9 protein-coding genes are annotated in these 14,417 nt (G+C 67.3%); 2 read left to right on the top strand and 7 right to left on the bottom strand.

From position 1 onward, the window contains the following. Positions 1-55: 55 nt before the first annotated feature. The gene (locus OG432_RS18710; protein WP_328312091.1) at positions 56-6,370 is read right to left on the bottom strand and encodes a protein kinase domain-containing protein; all 6,315 of its coding nucleotides are present in this window, start codon (positions 6,368-6,370) and stop codon (positions 56-58) included. Positions 6,371-6,759: 389 nt separating this feature from the next. On the opposite strand from OG432_RS18710, the gene OG432_RS18705 reads away from it, so the two are divergent. Next, complete coding sequence (locus tag OG432_RS18705) at positions 6,760-7,005, top strand: hypothetical protein (protein WP_328312090.1); 246 nt, start codon at positions 6,760-6,762, stop codon at positions 7,003-7,005. A 36-nt stretch (positions 7,006-7,041) separates the two neighbouring features. On the opposite strand, the gene OG432_RS18700 is transcribed toward OG432_RS18705, so the two are convergent. The 4 genes from OG432_RS18700 to OG432_RS18685 form a co-directional block, all read right to left on the bottom strand. Continuing rightward, positions 7,042-9,249 (bottom strand): caspase, EACC1-associated type, encoded by a 2,208-nt coding sequence (locus tag OG432_RS18700; protein ID WP_328312089.1) that lies wholly within the window; start codon positions 9,247-9,249, stop codon positions 7,042-7,044. Beyond that, a complete protein-coding gene (locus OG432_RS18695) occupies positions 9,249-9,662 on the bottom strand; it encodes an effector-associated constant component EACC1 (RefSeq protein WP_328312088.1) in 414 nt (137 codons plus the stop codon). The genes OG432_RS18700 and OG432_RS18695 overlap by 1 nt, the downstream gene beginning before the upstream one ends. 152 nt (positions 9,663-9,814) lie before the next feature. Next, on the bottom strand, positions 9,815-11,137 hold the full coding sequence (locus tag OG432_RS18690; RefSeq protein ID WP_328312087.1) for a 7-cyano-7-deazaguanine synthase: 1,323 nt from the start codon (positions 11,135-11,137) through the stop codon (positions 9,815-9,817). Positions 11,138-11,174: 37 nt separating this feature from the next. After that, the gene (locus OG432_RS18685; RefSeq protein WP_328312086.1) at positions 11,175-11,957 is read right to left on the bottom strand and encodes a hypothetical protein; all 783 of its coding nucleotides are present in this window, start codon (positions 11,955-11,957) and stop codon (positions 11,175-11,177) included. 427 nt (positions 11,958-12,384) lie between these two features. Between OG432_RS18685 and OG432_RS18680 the strand changes: the two genes are divergently transcribed. Further along, the gene (locus OG432_RS18680; protein ID WP_328312085.1) at positions 12,385-13,107 is read left to right on the top strand and encodes a hypothetical protein; all 723 of its coding nucleotides are present in this window, start codon (positions 12,385-12,387) and stop codon (positions 13,105-13,107) included. A gap of 117 nt (positions 13,108-13,224) precedes the next feature. Here the strand turns inward: OG432_RS18680 and OG432_RS18675 are convergent, their stop codons facing one another. Beyond that, positions 13,225-13,695 (bottom strand): DUF5615 family PIN-like protein, encoded by a 471-nt coding sequence (locus tag OG432_RS18675; protein WP_328312083.1) that lies wholly within the window; start codon positions 13,693-13,695, stop codon positions 13,225-13,227. Then, positions 13,692-14,336, bottom strand: a complete 645-nt coding sequence (locus tag OG432_RS18670; RefSeq protein ID WP_097251353.1) for a DUF433 domain-containing protein — start codon at positions 14,334-14,336, stop codon at positions 13,692-13,694. Before OG432_RS18670 ends, OG432_RS18675 begins: the two co-directional genes overlap by 4 nt. Positions 14,337-14,417 lie beyond the last annotated feature (81 nt).

Genomic DNA, 14,417 nt, shown 5'->3' with positions numbered 1-14,417 from the left:
GCGGAGGTGTCAGCCGGTTCCACGGCCGGGCGGGGCGGACGGTGCGGGCGGGCCGTCATGAGGACGGGCCGAGGCCGAAGTAGCGGGCGTGCTCGGCGGCGATGGCGTCCCAGTCGCTTGCTTCCGGGAAGCGGATGACGTCCCACCGGGCGAGGTACAGCCGCTCCTCGGCGTCCTCGTCCCGCGCCGCGTCTTCCTCGGTGTCCGCGCCGCCGAGGAAGACGGCGACGTTGACCCCGGGCATCCGGTAGACGAAGTCGGGGCGGGCGTCGGCCTCGGGGACCGTGATCCCCGCCTCGTCGGGCAGCCGGAGGCCGCGCTCCCTGAGCCAGGTCAGGAACTCCGCCTCCACCGAGGTGAGCTGCGGGGCCTCACTGGTGGTCGCGGCGGCAGACGCCGCCACGACCAGCCTTTGGTGCTGATCGGTCGTCGTTTCGCCGCGCCTCTCGCTCGTCGTCTCGGCGGACGCGAGCCGCAGCAGCAGGGCGGTGACCAAGCCGCGGTCGATCACGCCGTGGTGGAGCTGGTTGCCGTACGTCAGCAGGCACTCGTAGCAGCCTCGGGCGCAGGGGCGGTCGGGGTGGGGGCCCTTCTCGTCCCCGCCGCGCTCGTCGAAGTGGCAGATGGCGAGAGCCTGTTGGGCTGCCTTGGCCAGAGCCTGCGGTTCGGCCTGGAGCCGCCGGAGGACGCCCGCGCCTCCCTCGGCGGCCTCGGTGAACAGCAGCCGGTCGCGCGGTCCGTCGGCCGGCGGCAGCAGTTCGCTGGTCAGCTCGGAGTCCTCCAGCTCGAAGGCGGTCTCGATGCCGCGCTCCAGGGCGTACATCAACGTCAGGGCGACCGGGTCCGGCAGGGGCTCGTCAAGGGTGACGACGAGGATGTTGCGGCGGTCCTCGACGAACGGGATGACCCGCTTCTTGCGGCGCTTCTCCTTGCCGTCCTCGTCGATGACAGGCAACTCGCCGGAGTCACCGGAGGCGTCGGAGGCGTCCCGCTCGTTCATCCAACGCCCGTCGGTGGGGTCGAGCCAGTAGCCGGCCGGCTCGTTGTCCTTGGCGCGCAGCCTGCCGACGTTGGTGATGCGGACGGTGGCGGAGTCACCGTAGGTGAGCGTGGCGAGCGGACCCGCGGAGTCGGCGACCCGGGCGTCTTGCCGCCCCCTGCGGGTGCCGTGCCGCCGGAAGCGGTACGACGTCTCCAGCCGGAATCCGGCCCGGCGGCGCTCCTCCTCGTCGGAGGAGATGCGCTCCCGGCGCTGGGTGTAGACGGTGTGCAGGTGCAGCAGGTTGTAGGTGGGCGCACCAAGCGGCTTGTCGCACATCTCGCACTTGTCCCGGCGTTGCTCGGGTTCGTCGAGGTAGCCGCAGTGGGCGCAGCGGCGGGCCTCGCTGGTGGAAATGTCGCCGGAGGAGTCGGGCGGCAGCTGGATGCGGGTGACCTGGTAGCGGGCGCCCTCGTGGTAGATGAGCGCGCCGGGGCCGAACTCGCGGATCGCGAGGAAGCGGGGCCTCTGGAGATAGTCCCCGTCGCCCTGACGGCCACCCCGGGTGGGGATGAAGGCGGCCAGCGGAAGCCGGGGGAAGGAGTAGCCAGGCAGGAAGCCCTCGGACGCCAGGTAGCGGTAAGGGTTGAAGTCGGACAGGACGGAGCGGTTGTCCGGGCTCTCGTTCTTGAGCAGGTTGAGCTGGGTCTCGGCCTGCGTGCGGCGCCGGAACGCCTGCCGCCGGTCGCCCTCGGTCAGGGTGTGGTCGAGGACCCGCTTGTTCTGCACGTACTGGTCGACGAGGGCCGCCCGGTACAGGTCGCGCCAGCGGTCGAAGGCCCGGTCGAAGTTGCGCGGCGCCTTGTGCACGGCGTCCTCGATCCACCGCTCGTCCCACCATGTGGTCTCACCGAACTGGGGCAGCAGCGGGCCGAGGATGCGCCGGGCGGCGTCCACCGTGCGGGCCTGCGCGCCGGGTTCGTGGGAAGCGGCCAGGATGTCGTCGCGGAGAGCGAGGCCAGGAGCCGGGCTACCGGAGGTCTCGCCGTGGGCGATGTCGAGGATCTGCGGGATGGCCCGCCCCAGCGTGAGTCCGGCCTCGGCGAGCCAGATGCCCTGGAGGTGCGAGCGAACCAGGTCCTCGTTGGCCAGGTCCAGGCGTGGCGGGACGACAGCGCCGGCCACCATGCGGGCGGAGTGGCGGAAGTAGTACTGGTCGTGGCTGTTGCCGGTGGCGCAGTAGGTGGTCACGAGGGCGGGCTGGCCGCTGCGCCCGGCACGGCCGCTGCGCTGGGCGTAGTTGGCCGGAGTGGGAGGGACGTTGCGCATCATGACGGCGTTGAGCGAGGAGATGTCGACGCCCAGCTCCATCGTCGGGGAGCAGTAGAGCAGCTTGAGCTCGGCCTTGCTGAAGGCTTCCTCCCGCTTCTGCCGGTCCTCGGGGTCGACCTGCGCGGTGTGCTCGCGTGCGAACAGGCCGGACAGGCCGTCGGCCGTTTCGCGGTAGAGCTGACGGAAGAAGGCGTTGACGCGCGGACCGTCGCCGCTGGCGTACGTACGGGTGAGGGGATCATGGGCACCGGTTTCGCCCGTGCCGGCCCGCCAGATGATGGAGGCGGCCGACACCCGGTAACCGGTGGCGGTCGTCGACGGCTTGCGGAAGCGCCCGGCCTTCTGCGGGGCCACGGACACCTCGGTCACGAGCCCGGCGTTCCTGAGGACCTTCAGCAGATCCTCGATGACTGTCTGCAGGTCGGCAGGGTCCATGTTCCTGTCGAACCCGCGATGCGTGCGGCGCAGGTACTTTCCGTACTTGCCGCGCGCGGACAGGAACAGTCCCGCCCGGTCCATCCCGGGCTTCGAGGGCTGGGGATAGGCGGTGGCGACCTTGGGCGTGTCGCTCTTGGAGAGGACCCACGGGTCGACCAGCCTCTCCTCGCTGGCGCTCTGGAGCGAGTCGAAGTCGTCACGGAAGTACTGGACGTCGATGGCGAGAGACCAGCGCATCTCGTCGAGTAGCGCCTTCATGATCTCGGCGCGCAGGGAGGCGTCTGCCTCACGCAGGGAGGGGTGCGCCTGTTCCCAGCGGTCCTGGCGTTCGGCGACCCACTGGAGGTCGGCGTAGTCGATCTCCAGGAGTCCCGTCTGCTCCAGGTTCGGCATGGTGACACGCCAGCCGCGCTCCAGGTCGAGGTAGAGCCGGAAAGCGATCACATCCCGCAGGGTCCTCGCCGCGGCGGCGGCCAGCCGCGGGGGCAGGTCGGACTCGCCCGTGTACACGACGGGCTCCAGGGCGAGGGCGTTGGAGACCCGGGAGGTCAGCTCTTCATGCTGGATACCGTCCGTGCCCGCGGCGACGGCGGCCCGGTACAGCGCTCCGCGCAATTCGGTGACCTGGACGAAGTCGTTGAAGTGGCCGGCCTGGAGGGAGGCGTCCTGCCGGTTGTCGACGAACGTGAGGAGCTTGCGTGCCGCCTTGGGGAGCGCCGCCTCCGGCACGCTGTCCAGCGAGCGCACGACGGATGCTGAGATCAGCGAGGTCGCCGAGGAGCGGCCTTCCTGGTCCAAGGTGGCGAGCTTGGCGAAGTCCTTCCCGCGGGTCTGCTCGTAGGAGACCGAGCAGTGCAGGCAGAACAGGAACGGGGCGGGGATGAACGCCACGTGCAGTTCGCCCTTGGACTCGATTCCGTACGGATCGACGGTGACCGCCCGCGGCAGCCGGTCCCGGTAGGACTTCTTGACGACCTCCTGGCCCCTGTCGTCGATCTCCAGCCAGGACTCGGGCAGCCGCCGGTCAGCGATGGCCTCTTCCGGGGTTTGGGGCCAGGGAGGGGTGTGCAGATAGCGGTCCGTGTCGAGGTAAAGGTAGCCGTCACCGGCGCGGCCCCCGGTGGCGGAGGTGTCGCGGCGCGGCTCGTAGCGGACCTCGCCGTCCTTCTCCGTACGCCACACGGTGAGGTACTCCTGACCGCACTCACGGCAGAAGGCGAGCGGCATCAGGACGTGTCCGTCGGTGCCCGGACGGACCCGCTGGTAGTCACGGGTGGGGTGGCGGTCGGCCTTGTTCTCCAGGGTGACGTAGACGGTGTCGCCCTTGGACAGGAACTGGTGGAGCCGGAAAGCGAACAAGGGGCGTTCGGTGACGGGGTGGTACGCCTGCGAGCCCGCTTCCAGCGTGGCCCGAAGGGCGTCCGCGCACTGTTTCTCCGGCACCTCGCTCTGCGCCGCGAGTACGGCGGCGGCCTCCTCGATCTTCCGGGGTTTCTGACGCACAAGCTGCCCCGTGGCCTCGTCGGTGCCGAGACCGAAGTACGTCTCGATCCAGCGCGCGAGAGGATCGGTCACGAGGTCGGCGTAGGCGCGCGGGGCGGCGGTCTCCGTGAGGCGCGCGGCGGGTACGACGGTCGGGGTCTCGCCGGTGGCGCGGACCAGGGTCTCGCCGATGATGTGCTCGGGGCTGACCTTCGTGCCGAAGAGCTTGGTCGCCATGTCGGCCACCACGATCTTCTGCTCCTCCAGGCTGCCTTCGGTCGACATCGTCGCGGAAGTGCCGATGCACTGCACGTCGTCTGCGCGGCAGGCGTCGCGCACCCGGCGGATCAGCAGGGCGACGTCCGCGCCCTGCCGGCCCCGGTAGGTGTGTAGTTCGTCGAAGACGAGGAACTGCAGCCCCTCGGCCATGGCCACGAGGCTGTCGCGGTCGTCGGGCCGGGTGAGCATCAGCTCCAGCATCACGTAGTTGGTGAGCAGGATGTCCGGCGGGTTCTTGCGGATCTGCCTGCGGGCCTCGTCGTCCTCCTGGCCCGTGTAACGGGCGAAGGTGACCGGCTCGTTGCCGACGCCGTAACCATTGCGCAGGTACTTCTCCAGCTCCTTGAGCTGGCTGTTGGCGAGGGCGTTCATCGGATAGACGATGATGGCCCGCACCCGCTTGGGCGCCTCGGGCCCGGCCTTCTTCCGCTCTTTCAGGACCCGGTGAACGATCGGGACCATGTAGGCGAGGGACTTGCCGGACCCGGTACCGGTGGTCAGGACGTAGGAGACGCCGGCTGCCGCCGCGTCGATCGCCGCACGCTGGTGACGGTGCAGAGTGAGCGAGCGGCCGTCGCACACGGTGGAGTTCTCGGACTTCCCCGCCTGGAAGATCTTCGCGCACTCGTCGTGCAGGACCTTCTGCGCGGCGAGTTCCGCGACCGTTCCGGCGGAAGCGAAGAAGGGGTTGAGCGACAGCCACGGGTTGGGCCACTGCGACTTGTCATCGAGGTCCTTCTTCACGAAGTCCTTGATGCGCTCGTCACGGATCACGGTGCCGCCCTCGGTGAACGAGCGGTAGTCCTTGATGAGCTGCTCGTGCACACCGAAGACGTCCATGCCGGAACCGGACAGGGAACGCTTCGCGAGCTCCGGTACCGCCGGCTCGGAAGGCCGCTGCTCGGTGACCGAGGCACCCTCGTTGGCCGGCCGCAGCAGCCACTCCACCGGGTCGAAGTCCTGCCAGACAGGAAGAGTGCTGCCCTCCGCCACGAAAGGAAGCAGCGCATCCCGGACGGCGACCGCGTCAGCAGGGCGGTCGGCGGGGTTCTTCGCAAGGAGACGGTCCACAAGGCGGGCCAGCGCCTCCGGCACATCAGAACGAAGCAGACGTACCGGCGTCGGCTCCTGATTGACGTGCTTGTCGCGGAAATCAAAGGCGGTGTTGCCCATGAAGGGCGGGCTCCCCAGCAGCGTCTCGTGCAGCATGCACCCAAGGGCGTACAGATCGGCGGCCTGGGTGACGAGGCTGCCCTCGAACTGTTCCGGCGCCATGTAGCGGGCCGTGCCGACGGTCACTCCCGTGCTGGTCAGCTTGGTGCCGTCGGGATCGTCGACAATCCGGCCGATACCGAAGTCGAGGACTTTGACTGCGCCACCACGGGTGAGCATCACGTTGCGGGGCTTGAGGTCCCGGTGGACCACGCCGGCAACGTGAGCGGCGGCCAGGGCGTCGGCCATCTGTGCCCCGATGGCGGCGACCCAGGGCACCGGAAGCTGCCCTTCCTCCGCCACGAGGTCGGCGAGTGGATGCCCGTCCAGGAATTCCATGACCAGGAAGGGAAGGTCGCCGTTGGTCTCGTCCACCCCGCCGTCGATCGTGCGGGGCAGGTTGGGGTGGCTCAGCAGATGCATGATGCGCACCTCGCGCGCGAACCGCTCCACCGCCTTCGGGTCGGTGCGGGTCTCCACCAGCGTGCCCGAGCGGCGGCGGCGGATGAGCTTGAGGGCGACGAAGCGGTCGGGAGAGTCCTCGGCCTCGTCCAGGTCCTCGGCGCGGTGAACCTCACCCATGTTTCCCGAGTCGACGTAGCTCAGCAGGCGGAACCGCCCGGCGACCGTCTCGGAACCTTCACTCATGCTGCTGCCTCCCCGTGCGGCCCCGCCGAGGGCACGCGTTTTCCCCATGTGGTGGGCGTGCTCATCGTGACAGACGGAGCACCCACAGAAGGAACGTACACGAAAGTCAGAAAATGAACAAGTGTCAGCCTGTTAGCATCGTCAACACATCGACTGTTCGTGCGGGCCATTTCGGCTTCACGAGCCACCCCCGTACGACCACGAGCGTTCGGCGAAACGGGCTCAGACCAGCAGAATCCCTGCCTCACACATGTGTCGCGACAGGGGAGGGAGCCGACGCAGCGGTACCAGGGCAACGGCCTCCGCGACCGGATGGCGACGGACCGCACGACCTTCGTCGCTGGCGCGCTCGCGAGGACAGATCATGACAGCCGGAACGGAGAGACGAAATGGGCGTTCCGGCCAAAGCAGTGGCGAAACTTGAGGAAAAGGTCGAGAGCGTTCGCGAGCCGCGAAAGATCGCAGAACAGCTCGACACCGAGATCGTCGCCCGCATGGAAGAGAGCGAGGGCATTGACACTGAGACCCTCGCCCTCCATGGCGACCTCGACGACCAGATCGCCGGGCACGACTACATGACCGTCGAACAGTCCGTCACCTCTCCGCGACGTCTGATGGACATGGAGACAGTTTGACGCGCATGTCGATGCCAGCCTCATCAGGCTCGGTCGCTACCTCGGATGACGGCAGATCTGCGGGAGCCGTGAGGATTTGATGAGCCTCTCGAGCGCCGGGACCCCGTCATGGTAAATAGCCGGGCCTGATGCACCGGGCATGAGTCGGCGCAGGGCACCGGTTGCGATATCGGCGAGCGTAGTTCCGAGGTCGCTGCCTACGTCGATGGGCAACGTGCCGATGAGGGTGACCTCGCGGTCATCCCACTCGTCGATGTGTTCAGTGAGGAAGTCCACCGCCACCGACTGCCGACGGGCAAGCAGGAGCAGCTCGCAGGCGTGCACGGCGTCGCGGAGATCGAAACGGAGGCGGGCTGTGATGCCTGAGGGTCCGGACCCGGGCTCCTGGCAGGTGATGACAAGCTCGTCAGCGTCACGGCTCTTGGCGGTGATACTCATCTGCATGCCGCCGCGGACAAGCAGCTCCTGCGCCGCAAGTTGTTCGCGCTCGTCGTGCAGGGCGATCGACCACCATGGAAGCGGGCCCCAGGTGCCGTGTGTTGTCACGTGCTCGGGGAAAGGGGTGAAGGACCGGTACCGCTCCAGCAGATGCTGCTGGAAGGTGACAAGGCAGCCGTCCTGGAAGTGTTCGTCCCGGCTACGCTCGCGTAGTAGCTCGTACTCGATGGCGCTCATGCCCTCTACAGCCAGGGCGATGTGCTCCAACTGTTCCTGGATGATCTTTGCGGCCCGCTCAAGAACACCGCGGAACTCATCGCCGGGAGGTGCCTGATCGAGGAGACGGCCGAGAGCACGCTGCGCGGCCTGGCAGCGGACGAGATCTCCGCCGAGGCGCACCAAGTGGCGAGCCTTGAGAATGCTCCAGGTGCGGGTGGACATCCACCGATCCCAGGCGCGGTCGCCGCCACCCCGCTCGCCGAGCACCATGGCCCCCGCGTTGCCGACGCGGAAGTCCGACTCGTCTTTCAGCCTCTTCCACACGTCGGGATATGCCTCCAGTGGAGAGGACGGCAGCGCCGAGAGTGCCGCGTGGACACGCGAGTCCGTGCTGTCCCACAACTCCCTGAGTTCACGTTCCACACGTGTACGAGGCACCGTACGACCTCGTTGGGCAGCCCAGTATTCAATGAGAAGCATGTCCGTGCTCTCCGGCCTCCAGGGGAGCAGTCCCAGGCCGTCGAGGACCACAACGGTGGTGGCCAGCCCGTCATGCTGGAACCCGAACTGGACCTTGCTGATGAGCTCGGTGAGCTCATCAGCATTGGGGCCGGGCGCAGTGAAAAAAGGGCTGGCGGCGAGCCAGCCGCGGATATTCGCCGTGCCCTCACCCCGAGCGAGCCGGGCGGCGATCCGCGCCACCAGCAGGGAGCCGATGAGCCCGGGTTCGCCGAACTCGGTGCGTAGTCGGCCCTCAGCAAGCGCCGGGACATCCCTTACATGCCAGAGCAGCCCTTCTTGGATCGCGCGGAACCACTCTTCACGCAGCGTCGCGAGCGTGGGCTTCTTCCTGGGCCGCTTCCACTTGTTTCGGAACAGTGTGATGGCGTGCCCCTGGTCGCCGGCCCGTTGCAGGGGTACCGGCATGCCCTGTGATGCCAGTTCACGGCTGACGTGCTGGTAGAGGGCGTTCATGTCGAGTGGGCCCAACACGTCTGGAACGCCATCGGTAATGGCTTTCACGAGTTCACCGGTGAACGCAGTGAAGTGCGCACCCACGGGAGCCATGGCAGCCTGCGTAGCGGCTGAGGCAGTCATGACATAGGTACCCTCGATGGCGGCCTGGTCCGCGAACTCATCCGGCCCGCCCATGTATCCCTCCAGCGCGGCACCGCTGTAGCAACAGTCGAGGATCACGACCTTCCTGGGCGCTGCGCTTTCCAGCACTGCTGTGCGGAGGTAGTTGAACGCCACCGACTTGTACAGCTTCCGGTTTCGCTCGGAATGCCCCAGCGCGAGATAGAGAAAGCCATCGAGCGACCGCATACCGTGGCCGGCGAAGTACACCACCAGCGTGTCTGTCGCCTCGCTTGCTGCCTGGTGGACGGCATCGAGTACGTCCTGGCCATCGGCGGGATTACGCAGCGACACGCAATGTCCGGCGGGTAGCCCCCCAACGTCCGGTGACCTGAACAGCTCTGCCAGCCTGGCGAGGTTGTTCCGCACCGCTGGCAGGTCCGAGAAGTTCTGATAGTCGTCCGCACCGATCAGCACCACACGAGTTCCGTCGGGGTCGGGCAGCCCCATCACCGATTCCCTGCAACCGACGGTGCCGACGGACGTCCCGGACCAGTGGCCCCTGGGTCTCCGCCGTGGGTCTCGGGAGCCAACAGCAGTGCGACTCTGCGCAAGGTTTCGTCCGACGCATCGTGCACGGTCACTGTCATACCGCCGTGCTCGAAGGTCACGGCCCCGGGCGGCGAAGGTCGGGATGCTCGCCAGGCGACCACGATGTTCACCAACAAGCTCGCAGCGGCAATACCGTTGCTGACGAACATGTTGATGATCTCGCCCGCGCTCATGCGGTCAGAGACTTCGGAGGCTTGTTCCAGTTCGACCTCCACGTGACGCCGGAGGTCGCGATCCTGCCGGAGCCAGTAGTAGAGATCATGTGCCGCTGCGTCGTCGCCCTGCGCATCGACCGTGATCTGAATCTCCACGACGTCTCCCTCTATCGTCTCTGCTGCCTAGCGCTCACGGCAAGGAGCGGATATGGGGCCGTCACTCCTGCCACAGCTTTCACCCCAGAGGGAAGAATACGTCTCAACTGGCCTTCAACAGTGTGGCGTTGATTCGTACGCCACGAAGCCGTCTACGCCGCATCAGCGGCCTCGGCCGCACCGGCGATCTGAAGCAGTCGGGCCAGTCCCTTCCGCCCGCGCTTGATCACTTCGAAGGCCGCCATTGGATCCATGTCCGGCGGCAGCGGAGTATCGGTGAGGAGATCCGTAATGGTGTATCTGCCGAGCAGCCACCGCTGCAGTGCGCGCCAGTCGGCACCCCGGTCAAGCGGTAAGCCGTCCGCCCACGGCAATGCCTCGTACCGGGTGCCGTCGATGCCGTTGGCGTGGAGTAGCCCGGAGCGGCGCACGAGGCACGGGAAGCAGACCCCGCAGTTGGCGATGGGAGGGCCGCCGCTTCGGCGGGTTGGAGGCTTGCCGCAGCTCAGAGTGGACTCCAGGTCGGACGGGGTGAGCCCCGCATCACGTCCGGCCTTGCACACCTCGCCTTTCGTGAGCTGTGCCAAGGGGTTGACCACCTGCACCGCGCTCTCCGTGTCACTCACGGCCGTCACCAAGGCGTTCAGGCTGCGCAGCGTCCGCGGGTGCACGGAGCGCGTGGAACAAGCGGCCGAACGCGCCGCTGTCAGGGGCGGATTGAGGGCGAGCTGGCCATTCTCGGGGATGTGGACGGTACTCACACCGTGCGCGGTGGCGGCGCGGATCGCGCCTGTCGCATACAGCAGGCCACGTGTGCGGGAGGAGGTCTCCAGCCGTAACCTCGAGCCGTCGCCCGCCGGGGTCTGGCTCATCGGCAACAGCAGGACCGGCCGTGCTCCGCCCAGTCGTTCGACGGCCTTGTACACCCGCTGCTGGAGACGCAGCAGGCCGATCTCGCGGAACATCACGAGCAGCAGCGGTCGGGAGTCGGCGGCGCGCGCACGGGTGGCAGCCCAGCTGAGGGAATCCAGTCCGCCGGAGAACAACGCGACTTCCGCGGCACGCGGGTCGTCGGGAGAGATCATCGCCTCCTCGACGTAGTGACCGGTGAGGGGACGGAAGTCCACGTTCCAGAGGTCCCCGGTGAGGACTTGGAGAAGCGCAGTGAGGTGAGTACGGACCGCTGCGCTTGCCCACCGCTCGTGTTCCGTGACGGGCACGGCGAGGCTGATGCGGCGGGTCCACCTGTCCCGTACTCCGGTCCGGCGTACGTACTTGTCGGCGATGAAAGCCGCCCTGGCGACGCGGAACAGGTCCTCGGCCCAGTCGGGGACGGAACCGGGCAGATAGTGCCGGCCGGTGATGCGGCGCTCCTTTTCCTGGAAGGATTCCTCGCCGATCTCCGTCCAGCGGTCGCCACGAGGTCGGTCGCTCCGAGGACCGCGCCACCACAGGAAATCGTCAGAATCGGTCACGCCGCAGCTCCCTCTTCTCCGGTGATCTCCTCGGTGATCAGGCCAAGCACCTTCCGACCGCCCGCGGTACCAACAACTCGGCGATCTTGGGCAATGCAGCCGACGGGTCCTGCAGAGCGTCCACCACTGACTGCGCGGTATCCACACCCTGTGCAAGGTCCGTCGCTTCGGCGGACTCCTCGCAAGGATTCGGCACCAGGTCCACTACCTTCTCCGCGACCCAGTCGGCGATCCTGCCTTCCGGATCGGCCGCGATGAGCACCGGGACCGCCACCTTGACGTGCTCGGCGACAACGGACCTGAGGAACTCCCCCACCATGTCCGCGAAGAACACCTGGTAGAGATCGCACAGGATGTCCCAGGTGAAGCCGCCGCCGCCTCCGCCCATGGCATCGTCCAGCTCGGGATGTCTGCTCCGGACATCGCGGACCGCCGCGGCCATCCCCCTGCGCACCGCGGCGTCGGCGAGTGTGCCGCCGTCCCCACCGACCTCCAAGACGAGACGCGCGACGAGCGCGTCCTCCGACTCCGCCCCCTCTGTAGCCAGCGGCCCCAGGGCTCCGGCGAGCCGTTCGCCTGCCGCGCAAGCCGTGTCGTACAACCCGAAAGCCGATCGATCGGCACGGAGCGTCTCGTGCAGGGCGCTCAGGTGGTCCGCCGCGATCTCCTCTAGCCGCTGATCCGCGTCACGTGAGTCCTCCCGCCAGCGCGCCAGCCGCCTCCCAGCGGAGCTCCACCGATCGCCGTTCGGTCCCTTCCATCGCGTGGATGTCCCCACATCGCCCCCAACGATGGTGTCCCAACCAGCCACTTCGTCCATGGCATCAGACCGGACGATCCCCAGGTAGGGCGGGACTCGGCCAGGGGCCCGCGGACCGACCAGGTGCTGAAACAGCCAGGGGTATCACTTCCCGTGATGCCTACACCCAGATACGTGACCAGTCGTAGCGCTGAGTCACAGACGCCCCGCAAGTACCGGTTCGGGGCAGGTCGCGGGCTGGCAAGATTGGCCCTTGCGTCGTATGCCCTGTTGTCCGTGCTCTCTGCAGTGCGGCTCCTGACCGCGTATCAAATCAGGAAGCTCCGGCTGTCCGCTCCAGACGACACCAGTCGCCTGAAGGCCGCTTGCGATCCAGGTCCGGTCACAAGTCGTCATCCGGCACACGGGCAGTCGGCTCACGGGGTGGCCACGCCAGCATGCATTCCACGGTTGTGCACGAGAACACGGTGCAGCGAAGGGTGAAGCCATGGCCAAGCTCACGGAGGAGCAGAAGCGGCGACGAGCCGCCAAACGTGCTCTGCGCTCGGCCCTGAATGCCGAAGCGGACGACCGTCGTCGCCGCGAGCGGGATGCACGCTGGAAGCGAGAAGGTACGTGCCTCAGCTGGGGGGAGTACGTGGCCGATGAGCCCTGTCGCGGTTGCGGACAACCCATGACGGATGAGCTGGGGAGCTGGCCACCTCTCATGAGGTTGTCCGAGGCCGAGAAGCGCGAATACGAGGAAGCCAACCAGAGGTTCCGCGAGCGGCACGCCGACTGCCGGGATGCTCGGTGGTCCGTCAGCGGTTCTCGGGTGACGCACTGCTGTTTTTGTTGCCCGCCACCGCCGATGGGGCCGAAGCAGATAGAGAAGCTCGCCAGCCTGTTCGCGTCCTGGCCTTCGCGGGAGGAGCGCAAGAAAGACCTCGATACTTGGGACCTCACTCTCCGTTGCGACCATGTGGTGCCCCACATTCAGCATCGCGAGAACAGCCGCGTTTCCACCCGCGTCATCGACTGCCCAGAGTGCGGAGAGCGTCGCGGCGTAGTGAGCAGTGAGCGAGTAGGGCCCGCGTACCGCGATGACGGGACCATCCGTGAGCGGGCGGCAGCTGATCGAGAGCGGCTCGCCCGGGAACTGGCAGCCGCCGAGGCGAAGCTGACCCGTCAGCAGAAGAACGCGGCGGCAACCCAACAACGCATCGCCTAACTCCAGGAAGAGCTCGGCAGTGAACCTTGATGAGACGAAGCGCAGGCAGCGATGCCAGGTCATTCCCCGCATCGATTCCGATGGGTTACTGGCCGGGAGCCCTCGTGTATCGAGGTGTCAGGACTCAGCGGTCGAATCGCGCCCCGGCCAGTGCTTCGGCGGGGCGACGGCCGGGTCCGTGATCTGGAGGCGCTTCTGCCGGGTCGGGTCGATCGACGTCAGAGAGACGAGACGCTGGCCGTCAGCTGCTTCGAGTTCGGACAGGGCGTGCGGAAGGGCCGCGCAGACAGTGGCGATCGCCGTGCCCAGGCCCACCAGGCCACCGTGCTTGTTGTTCTGGCGGTACTCGATGCGATGCAGGCCCGACTGTGCGATGGCCGCCACTTCGAGTGGCCGGCTGAGCTGTTTGGTGTCATTGGTGATGACGACCTCGAAGCCGTCGGTCTTGGCATTGGCGTACAGCTCGATGTCCTTCGTGCCCGTCCAGCCCTTGAGCTCGTGGACGTGGACGACTTCATGCGCCTTCAGCAAGATGCGCACGATCTCGGCCATGGGACGGGGCACGTTCTCGTCGAGCAGCAGTTTCAAGCGACGACCTGCCGGGGCTCACTGCTGCCATAGCTGTCGACGTACTCGCTGAAGTCGGCAGCGTCCCGGGCGGCCTCGGCCGTCACGCCTGGGTAGAACTCACCGATCTGGTCCGGCGGGATGCCGTCTCTCACGAGGGCAGCGACATCTGACGCCGGGATCCTGGTGCCTTGGATGACCGGTTCGCCGCCTCGCACCGACTCGTCGACCGCAACGTGTTCACGGGGGGTGAGCAGAGCGGGAATGCTGCGGCCGTCCTTATAGAAGGGCGCGAGAACATCCACCATCTGGTGGATGACCACGTTGCCTCCCTTGATCAGGTCTACGGCATGGTCGGGTTCAGCCAGATAGATCGTGTCCGGGCCCGCGACGAGTTTGTACGAGGAGAGGTGCTCCCACTCGCCGAGGTCCTCCCGGAGCGTGTTCAGCGCACGGCGGATCTTCTGCAACGAAGCCTCTTCGCGCAGCTGCACACAGATGCGGAGTGCGACAACGTCGCGGAACGAGTAGAGGATCGGCCTCTCGCTGGAGATCTCGGGCACGAGCACGGCGCCCTTGGGCCCAGAGGCTCGGCGCCAGTGGGACAGCTGGCGCAGCGTCGCGCCGGAAAGAGCCGCGGCGAGTTTGGGTTCGTACGACACCGCGTGCCTCCTTCCGTCTTCCGCCCCCATGGATATCGGCCTGAACGTACCCCATTCTCCTGGAGGCCACTCAGCACAGAA

Origin of the sequence: Streptomyces sp. NBC_00442, assembly GCF_036014195.1 — a bacterium.
In the GTDB taxonomy this organism is placed as follows: Bacteria; Actinomycetota; Actinomycetes; order Streptomycetales; family Streptomycetaceae; genus Streptomyces.
This window is presented reverse-complemented; position numbering and strand designations above follow the sequence as displayed.